Here is an 8789-nt window from a genome sequence, read left to right as displayed (position 1 = left end):
GTGTCACGCCCAGCCCCCGCCCGGCGGCCGAAACTGCCCGGCTTGTCACGACCGTTAGCAGCCGACCGCGGTCAGGACGGACACTGACCAGGCGGGACACAAGGCCGCGGTCAGGCGAGCGGCGCCAGCAGGCGAGGTGGGGGTGGGCGTGTGGAGACACCAGGCGGATGGGTCGCGCTGGTCGGCGGCGGGCCAGGCCGGGCGGATCTGATCACACTGCGCGGGCTGCGCCTGCTCCGGCGCGCCGACGTGGTGGTGGTCGACCGCCTGGCACCGGCCGAGCTGCTCGACGAGGTGCGGCCGGGTGCCGAGATCGTCGACGCCGGCAAGGCGCCGCACGGGCACAACCTCACCCAGACGGAGATCAACACTCTGATCGTGGCAGAGGCTCGGCGTGGCCGCGGTGTGGTCCGTCTCAAGGGCGGCGATCCGTTCGTCTTCGGCCGGGGCGGCGAGGAGGCACTGGCCTGCGCCGCGGCCGGGGTGCGCTGCGAGGTCGTCCCGGGGGTGACGAGCGCGGTGGCGGTGCCCGCGATGGCCGGGATCCCGGTCACCCATCGCGGGATCACCCAGGACGTGGCGATCGTCAGCGGGCATGTCGACCCGTCCCACCCCGGCTCGACCGCCGACTGGGACGCGCTCGCCTCCGGGCCCGGCACGGTGGTGATTCTCATGGGCGTCGCGGCACTGCCCAGGATCAGCGCCGAACTGATCAAGCGTGGGCGGTCCCCGCATACCCCGACAGCGGTGATCCAGGATGGCGGCACCAGCCGGGAGCGGCTCGTCACCGGCCCCCTGAAGGAGATCACCGGGCTCGCGCAGGAAGCCGGGATCTCCTCGCCCGCGGTGATCGTGATCGGCGAGGTCGTCGGGCTGCACGGGAGTCTCGGCCTGAGCCGGGTACCCGACGCCGACCCCGAGCAGTAGCGCGGCCCCGGGCCCGCCCCCCGTCCCGGCTCCCGGGCCCGGCTTTGACGCCGTGCCGAACCGGGCGGAGTCAGTCGAAGCTGATCCGGGTCAGGCGGGCCGCCTCGTCACGGGTGATGCCGCGGGCGCAGGCCCATCCTTCGGCGGTCAGCGAGCCGTTCCGCAGCGCGGTGCGCATGCGTTCCGCCGACCGTTCGTGCCGCTGGAAGGACCGGTGCGGGACCACCCGCCCGCGCTGGTGCTGCCCGGCCAGCGCGGCGGCCGGCGGCGTCTCCAGGAAGACCAGGTACGCGGGCCGCCCGCGCATCCGCGCCAGCAGGGCGACGGTGCGCCGGGCCCATGCCCGCGTGCCGCACTCGTGGATGACCAGATCGCGCCGCGGGCCGATGGTCCACGCGGCGATGCGCCAGTAGTGCACGGTGTGCACCACCGGGCGGTACAGGACGTAGGGAAGCCGCCCCAGCCGGCGGGCCAGCAGCGCCCGCACCTGCGCCGAGTCCAGCACCACCGGCCCGGCCCCGGCCGGGGCCGGCGGGTCAGCCTTCGGGCCGACCGGAAACACGCGCTGGATGAGGGTGCTCTTGCCCGCGCCCGGAATGCCGGCGACGAGCAGGATCCCGCCGGCGGGCACCACAAGAGCCCAGCTGGCGTCGCCAGGCGTGGCCGTGTTCGGGTGCTCGCCCGCGCCCGGCGGTCGCGGGGCGGGTGGCGGTGCGGGGTCGCCCGGCACGCTGCTAGAACCGGGCGTGGACATCGGTTTCGGCACGGACGGTGACGGTGGCCGCGCTGACCCGCGGCGAAGCGGCTGCAAGCGGCGTCAGATGCGGTAGCCGGCCAGGACCAGCAGCGCCAGCAGGACGGCGCACAGCGCCATCAGCAGCTGCGGGGAAATCGTGAAGGACGAGTGGTGCAGGGATTCGCGCGCAGCACGGCATGAGGGACAACGCCCTTCGGCGACCGGAGCAGCGCATCTCGCACAGACCAGGTCTTCGCAGCACATGTGCCGTCCTCCTTCGGCCCGGCCCGGCGACCGGCGGGCACCGAGGAGGGCCCGTCACCGGCTGGACGCGATACGACACCTCCACCGTACGCCCGGTCGATGTCGTTCGCCGCCACACCCGCCTGCCGCGAACCTGACGATCGCGGACGCGCGCGGGCGACGGTGCGAGACCTCACCCATCCGACTACGTATCGTGATGGGCCCGACGGGTGGGTAAGGGAGGTCCAGGTGATTCGGCTCGCCTCCGTGACCAAGCGCTACGCCGCGGGGAGTCGGCCGGCGCTGTGCGACGTCAGCACCGAGATCGGTGCGGGCGAGTTCGTGTTCCTGGTCGGCCCCTCGGGCTCCGGCAAGTCGACGCTGCTGCGCCTGCTGCTCCGGGAGGAGCGCGCGACCACGGGGCTGGTCGAGGTCGCCGGGCGCGACGTCGCCCGGATCCCGGACCGAAAGGTTCCGCTGCTGCGCCGCACCGTCGGCTGCGTGTTCCAGGACTTCCGGCTGCTGCCGGACAGGACCGTCGCCGGGAACGTGGCCTTCGCGCTCGACGTCGTCGGGCGTCCGCGTCACGTGGTCCGCGCTGTGGTCCCCGAGGTCCTGGAGCTGGTCGGCCTCACCGGCAAGGAGAAGCGGTTCCCCGACGAGCTCTCCGGTGGGGAACAGCAGCGGGTCGCCATCGCCCGGGCGTTCGTCGGGCGTCCCCAGGTCCTGCTGGCGGACGAGCCGACCGGCAACCTCGACCCCGCCACCAGCGCTGAGATCATGGACCTGCTGGACGACATCAACCAGGCCGGTACCACCATCCTGATGGCGACACACAACGCCGGGCTCGTCGACGCCATGCGCCTGCGGGTCCTGGAGCTGGACGCCGGTCGGCTCGTCCGCGATGAGCGCCGCGGTGGCTACGACAACCCCGACGGCCCGTCCGCGACCAGCCCCGACATCGACACCAGCCCGCTCGACGACACCGGCCCGCTCGACGTGTCCGCGGGCACCGGCCCACTCGACGTACCCGCGCAACGCTCCCGGGTGCAGGCGCCGGCGCCCACGGGCCGGGAAGCGGGCTGATGCGCCCCGGCCCCCTGCTCGCGGCGCTGGTCACCACGCTGCGCCGCAACGTCGCGATGACCTGCGCGGTGGTTGTCACCGTCACGATCTGTCTCGCGATGCTCGGCGCCGGTCTGCTGCTGCGCGCCCAGGCACACACCGTGGACAGCTTCCTGCTCGACCAGATCGAGATCGTCGTCGACCTGCAGGACGGTCTCGACGACGCCGACCGCCAGGCCCTGCGCGACGAGCTCGCCGCCGACCCGCTGGTCGGCGGCGTCACCTACGAGAGCAAACAGGACGTCTACGAGCGGTTCCGCCGCGACTTCCGGACCTCGCCGGACGTCGTGGCGGGCGTCGGCCCGGACGACCTCCCGGCGTCCTTCAGGCTCGCGCTCATCGATCCGCGGGACGCCGTCGTGATCGTCGAGACGTACACTGGCCGCGACGGCGTCGAGGCCGTCCGGGACCAGCGTGCTCTGCTCGGCCCGCTGTACCGTTTCCTCGATGCCTTCACCCTGGGCGCGTTCGTGCTGGCGGCCGTGCAGGCCGTGGCCTCGTTCGTGCTCATCTACACCATGATCAGGATCTCCGCCCACGCACGGCGGCGGGAGACGGCGATCATGCGGCTGGTCGGCGCGACCAACGCGGCGATCCGGGCGCCGTTCATGCTGGAGAGCGCGCTCGCCGGCCTGCTGGGTGGGCTCCTGGCAGTGGGCGCTCTGGTGCTGGCGAAGATATATCTGGTGGACGGACGATTCGCCCGCCAGACAATGTTCCCACTGTTCGGATGGGACGCGGTGTGGGTGGCGGCCGCGACAGTGCTTGCCGTCGGAGTCACGGCCGCGGCGGGCATGGCGTCCGTCGCGCTGCGCAGACACCTGCGGGCGTGACGGCGCCCCACAATGGTGTGACGGACCGTGCGACGGACGGGAAGCAGGGCTGAGGAGCAGTGCCGAAGGAAACCGGGCGCAAACTGATCGCGCAGAACAAGCGCGCCCGCCACGACTACGACATCCTCGACACCTACGAGGCCGGGGTGGTGCTCATGGGCACCGAGGTCAAAGCGCTGCGCGCCGGCCGGGCCTCCCTGGTCGACGGCTTCGCCCAGATTGCCGACGGTGAGATCTGGCTGCACAACGTGCACATCCCGGAGTACACCGAGGGCACCTGGACGAACCACGCCCCGCGGCGGCGGCGCAAGCTCCTGATGCACCGCGCCGAGATCGAGAAGCTGATCGGGAAGACGCAGGAGGGCGGCCTCACGATCGTCCCCCTCTCGCTGTACTTCAAGGACGGCCGGGCGAAGGTCGAGGTGGCGCTCGCCCGCGGGCGCAAGAACTACGACAAGCGCCACGCCCTCGCCGAGCGGGACGCGACCCGGGAGATGGCCCGGATCATGGGCCGGCAGGCCAAGCGTCGCGGCTGATGGCCGCCGCCGGCGGCACCGCCGCTGTTGACGACACCGCCGCGCGGCTGACCACCTTCGAGGCGCTGCTCAGCCCGCTCGGCACGGAGCTGCTCGCGACGGCCGCCGCCGCCCTCGCCCGCGGGTCCGAGCTCGCGGACGGCACCCGCCTGCGGGCTGCCGGCCACCCGCCCGAACTGGTGGCGGCGGCGTTCGGCCAGGCCGAGCTGCGGTCCCGCGCGGCCGCGAAGTTCCCCGCCGCCGACCAGATGTTCTTCACCCGCCCCGGGTTGGAACAGGCGTCGTCGCACCGCGCCGCGGCCCACCGCGCCGCCCGCTTCGCCGGCCGCGGCCGTCTTGCCGACCTGTGCACCGGAATCGGTGGCGACCTCATCGCCCTGGCCGCCGAGCACCCGGTCCTCGCCGTCGACCGAGACCCGCTGCACCTGCGGATGGCCGTCCACAACGCCGAGGTGGCGGCCGCCGTCAACCCCGTCTCCCGGTCCGGTGTCCGCGAGCGTGGCCGGGTGGAGCCGTGCGAGGCCGACGTCCGGGAGGTCGATCTGCGAGGCGTCGACGGCGTGTTCGTCGACCCGGCGCGGCGCGGCGGCGACCAGCGGATGGCCACCGGCACCAGCGAACCGCCGCTCGGCTGGTGCTTCGCCCTGGTCGACCGGGTCGAGGCCGTCGCCATCAAGGCGGCCCCCGGCCTGCGGCTGGACGTCGTGCCCCCCGGCTGGGAGATCGAGTTCGTCGCGGACGGGCGGGGCCTGAAGGAATCCGTGCTCTTCGCCCCCGCGCTGGCGACAGCGCCCCGGCGCGCCACCGTCCTGCTGCGAAACGGTGAGGTGGCGACGCTGACGGGCGAGCCCGACGATCCCGGTGACCGCTCCGGCGACCGTTTTGGTGACCGTTTTGGTGACGTCGCCGACGATGCCCTCGCCGGGGACCCGGCCGGCGGGCTCCCGCTGCGCCCACCCGGCCCGTTCATCCTCGACCCCAGCCCGGCCGTCACCCGGGCAGGCCTCGTCGGCACCCTCGGCCGGCTGGTCGACGGCTGGCAGATCGATCCACGCATCGCGTTCCTCGGCGTCGACCGCCCGGTCGCCACCCCGTTCGCCCGGGTACTGCGGGTCGAGGCCGAGATGGCGTTCGACGTCCGGCGCGTCGCCGCCGCCGTGCGGGCCGCCGGCGTCAGCGCGCTCGACGTCCGCCGCCGGGGGCTGGCGGGTGATGTGGACGCGATCCGCCGCCGCCTGCTGCCCGCCCGCCGTCACCTGGTTCCGCGCGGCCCGGCGATGACCGTGCTCATGACCAGGGTGCGTGACGCCCCCTGGGCCATCCTCTGCACCGAGCTCACCGCCGCACAGACGGGGCAGGCGGAGGCGCCGGAGGGGGTGTGGGGGGTGGCGGCGGAGGGTCCGACACCCGCCGCGGATGAGCCTGGACCAGCGCCGGTCGGGCGGTGACCAGCCCGAAGCTCGTCGCCACCAGCACCAGTCCGCAGATCAGCGGGAACAGCGTGGACATCCGCAGAAAGCCCAGCGCGCCCACCGCCGCGCTGCCCAGCAGCAGGGCCGGACCGGCCATCTGCCGCAGCCCCCGCGATCCGCGGCCACCGCCGAGCCGGGTCTGGATGGCGAACGTCGTGATCGTCGTGGTCAGCACGTTCGTGGGAATCTCCGGCCTCGCCAGCCGCTGCGCCGTCGCGTGCTGCAGACCCATCCCGAAGGCCAGCATCGAGACCAGCATGTAGTCGGCGGGGGAGGAGTGGGTCTTGATCAGTCGGCCGCCGGCGTCCACCGCGACCTGCAACTCGTCGCTGAGCGGGAACGCGGCGAAGATCAGCGCCGCGGCGACCAGTACGGCCTGTACGAGGGTCACCGTCCCCAGCCACAGCCGGGCATGATGATCGAAACGGGTGGCGATGCGCCCGCCGCCCAGCGCGCCAGCCACGAAGCAGAGCAGCGCGTCCAGAGAGAGCACACCGGAGATACCGCTGGCGCCGGCCAGCGAGAACCCCAGGACGGCGACGTTGCCCGTCATGTTCGCCACGAAGACCTCGCCGAGACCAAGGAAGGTCATCGCGTCGACGAGGCCGGTCAGCGCCGTCATCGTCAGCAGCAGCGCGGTGATCCGCCGCTCGGCGTGGCGGGAGACCCTCGCAGTCGCCCCCTCGTCGGCTTCCTCGAAGGCCGCGGTCGCGGTGGTGCGCGCCGCGCGCTGTCTCCGTCTCCGCCTCCGCCCGGTGCGCCTGCGCCGAGGGCTGCCGGGTGAGCGCACCCGGTGAGTATCGTGGCCGGCGCATCCGGTGCCGCCGGCCGACGCGCGGGCGTCCGGCGCCTTCCCCGCCCGGTCAGAGGCGCAGCGGACGGATGGGCGCGGCGATCAGGGCCGGGTTGTTCCGCCAGTCGACGCCGGGCATGTCGACGTACAGCTCGATCTCGTTCCCGTCCGGGTCGTAGATGTAGAGGCTGTGCGTCACCGTGTGGTCCGATGCGCCGGCGATCCGCACTCCGGCCTGCGAGATCCGCTCCAGTGCGGCGCGCAGCTCGTCGTCGCTGTCGCCCACCTTCAGCCCGAAGTGGTAGAGCCCGACGCGACGTCCGCGGGGCAGCTCCGCGGCGTCCTCGCCCACCTCGATCAGCAGCAGCTCGTGGTGCGTCCGCCCCGAGGAGAACCCGGCGGCCGGGAAGCCGAGCAGGCCCGCGGGGTCGGCCGGATCCGGAAAGACCTGCGGCCAGCCCAGGACATCCCGGTAGAAGGCCGCCGACCGTTCGAGGTTGCGCACGTACAGCACCAGATGTCCGAGCTCCTTGATCTCCATGGCTCCTCCAGGTTCCGCGTCGACATCCTTGAACGTTCAACTATAGGGATGTCGGGGATGTTCCGCGCCCGGTAGTGCCCTCTCCGGCGTCCCCCGCCTCCTGGTCTCGACCCGAGGGGGATGGGCTCCGGCCGCCGGGTCCGGCTCCGGCTCCGGGCCCTGGCGCGGGTGCGGGCGGAAACGCGGTGGCGGTGTCCGGGTGGCTGTGGGAACATCGGTGTGGTGGTCGTCGTTGGACCATCTGGAGGCCGGGCACCATGCCGGCGCTCCGGTAGGGTAAGGATGTTGTCGCACAGCCAGGGGGTGACCGGCTTCGACTCCGGACGTCGAGGCAGGGGAAGCGGGCCGAGGATGAGCGGTTATCTCGTAAACGATCCGTTCAAAACAATAGCTGCCACTAAGACGCAGCCTGCTACCTCCGCTTACGCCCTCGCGGCCTGAGCAGAGACCAAGTAGCCGTCAGCCTGGGAGTTCCTCCGGCCCAGGATCTGGCGTCGACAGGAGGATCACCGTCCCACCCGGTCGCGGGGTGAGTCGGGAAATCTAACAGCGACTGAGCCTGCGCCGGCTTGCCTGCGGGACCGGCGGGGCTGAGAAAAAACGAGCAGGCTGCGCCCGGAGAAGCCCTGTGTCGGGGCCGGAGGACGCGGGTTCGATTCCCGCCACCTCCACCACGATGCGTAACAATGCCCTGACCTGGGCAAATAGATAAGATCTATGAGATCCGATGGTTGATCGAATAGAAGATGTCCAGGTCGGGGTGTTGATCGTTTGGTTCGATTCCCCGAACGTACCGGCGGACCTTGGTTACGGGGCGTAGTGGAGGGGATTGGTCGGTCTCGACAACGATCCCGCACCCGGCGACACGGAAGTTTCCGACGGACCTTCCGCGCTCTGTCCGGCCCCGTAATGTGCGACCGATGCGACAGCCGCAGCCAACGGGAGAACGCACGCTGCGGCTATCACGCTTCCAGCCCGCTACTCACGCGTACAGGTAGCAGGCGACGGAGTTCCTCGCGAGATCATTCGTAGCGGGGATCCAGCGCCAGCGCCTGCCGGAAGTCCGCCGTGGCGCCAGGGATGTCGCCGAGCATCCGCCGGGCGACGCTGCGGTTGTGACGATAGACAGCCCGGCTGTGGTCGAGTGCGATCGCCCGGTCGTAGCGAGCCAGCGTGACTCGCGGGTGTCCCGCATCGACCAGGACGTTGCCCCACTCGTTCCAGGCGGGCGCGTACGAGTCGTCCAACCGGGTAGCCACGCGGAACGTGGCGCGGGCACGGTCGAGGAGCCCGAGGTCGCGAAGCGCGAGACCGACCGTCGACCAGTGCACTGGCGACCATGGGTCGAGCCCCAGCGCGGTCTGGAACGCTGACAGGGCATCGTCGAACCGGCCCAGCGTCCACAGGACACTGCCCTTGCCTCGCCACCCGTCCGGATCAGCCGGGTGCGTTCGACAAAACATGTCCATCGCCGTGAGGGTGGCGGCGTGCTGCCCCCGCCGCCACGCGTCGAAGGCTGGTCGCAGTGCCGGCGCCGCGGGGGGCCAGTCGTACTTCATCGTCGCGCCAGCTCGTAGCAGGCG

At 72.1% G+C, this 8789-nt stretch carries 10 protein-coding genes and 1 other RNA gene; 6 read left to right on the top strand and 5 right to left on the bottom strand.

From position 1 onward, the window contains the following. Nucleotides 1-150: 150 nt before the first annotated feature. A complete protein-coding gene (cobA, locus tag AB1460_RS24545) occupies nucleotides 151-927 on the top strand; it encodes a uroporphyrinogen-III C-methyltransferase (protein ID WP_368964429.1) in 777 nt (258 codons plus the stop codon). Between the two features lie 70 nt (nucleotides 928-997). Here the strand turns inward: cobA and AB1460_RS24540 are convergent, their stop codons facing one another. Next, nucleotides 998-1657 (bottom strand): AAA family ATPase, encoded by a 660-nt coding sequence (locus AB1460_RS24540; RefSeq protein ID WP_368964427.1) that lies wholly within the window; start codon nucleotides 1655-1657, stop codon nucleotides 998-1000. 87 nt (nucleotides 1658-1744) lie between these two features. After that, nucleotides 1745-1927, bottom strand: a complete 183-nt coding sequence (locus tag AB1460_RS24535; protein WP_071088515.1) for a hypothetical protein — start codon at nucleotides 1925-1927, stop codon at nucleotides 1745-1747. A 228-nt stretch (nucleotides 1928-2155) separates the two neighbouring features. Here AB1460_RS24535 and ftsE point away from each other — a divergent pair, with 228 nt between their 5' ends. Genes ftsE through AB1460_RS24515 form a run of 4 tightly spaced genes read left to right on the top strand, consistent with a single transcriptional unit; the run spans nucleotide 2156 to nucleotide 5848 of the window. Continuing rightward, entirely contained in the window at nucleotides 2156-2992 is an 837-nt protein-coding gene (gene ftsE / locus AB1460_RS24530; protein ID WP_368964424.1) for a cell division ATP-binding protein FtsE, read from the top strand. Then, nucleotides 2992-3864, top strand: a complete 873-nt coding sequence (gene ftsX, locus AB1460_RS24525) for a permease-like cell division protein FtsX (RefSeq protein ID WP_368964422.1) — start codon at nucleotides 2992-2994, stop codon at nucleotides 3862-3864. The genes ftsE and ftsX overlap by 1 nt, the downstream gene beginning before the upstream one ends. A 59-nt stretch (nucleotides 3865-3923) precedes the next feature. Then, nucleotides 3924-4400 (top strand): SsrA-binding protein SmpB, encoded by a 477-nt coding sequence (smpB, locus tag AB1460_RS24520; RefSeq protein ID WP_018638655.1) that lies wholly within the window; start codon nucleotides 3924-3926, stop codon nucleotides 4398-4400. Then, on the top strand, nucleotides 4400-5848 hold the full coding sequence (locus AB1460_RS24515; RefSeq protein ID WP_368964420.1) for a THUMP-like domain-containing protein: 1449 nt from the start codon (nucleotides 4400-4402) through the stop codon (nucleotides 5846-5848). The genes smpB and AB1460_RS24515 overlap by 1 nt, the downstream gene beginning before the upstream one ends. On the opposite strand, the gene AB1460_RS24510 is transcribed toward AB1460_RS24515, so the two are convergent. Together AB1460_RS24510 and AB1460_RS24505 are read right to left on the bottom strand one after the other, a co-directional pair. Further along, nucleotides 5736-6662 (bottom strand): YoaK family protein, encoded by a 927-nt coding sequence (locus AB1460_RS24510; protein ID WP_368964418.1) that lies wholly within the window; start codon nucleotides 6660-6662, stop codon nucleotides 5736-5738. The genes AB1460_RS24515 and AB1460_RS24510 overlap by 113 nt on opposite strands. Nucleotides 6663-6735: 73 nt before the next feature. Next, nucleotides 6736-7206 carry a VOC family protein gene (locus tag AB1460_RS24505; RefSeq protein WP_368964416.1) on the bottom strand — a complete coding sequence of 157 codons (471 nt, stop codon included), beginning with the start codon at nucleotides 7204-7206 and terminating at the stop codon, nucleotides 6736-6738. A 299-nt stretch (nucleotides 7207-7505) separates the two neighbouring features. Here AB1460_RS24505 and ssrA point away from each other — a divergent pair. Next, nucleotides 7506-7880: a transfer-messenger RNA gene (gene ssrA / locus AB1460_RS24500) on the top strand. Between the two features lie 348 nt (nucleotides 7881-8228). Here the strand turns inward: ssrA and AB1460_RS24495 are convergent. Further along, nucleotides 8229-8765 (bottom strand): tetratricopeptide repeat protein, encoded by a 537-nt coding sequence (locus AB1460_RS24495; RefSeq protein ID WP_368964414.1) that lies wholly within the window; start codon nucleotides 8763-8765, stop codon nucleotides 8229-8231. Nucleotides 8766-8789 lie beyond the last annotated feature (24 nt).

Source organism: Parafrankia sp. FMc2 (genome assembly GCF_041008525.1).
Taxonomy (GTDB): domain Bacteria; phylum Actinomycetota; class Actinomycetes; order Frankiales; family Frankiaceae; genus Parafrankia.
Note: the sequence above shows the minus strand (reverse complement) of the source record. Positions and strands in the feature narration are given on the sequence as shown.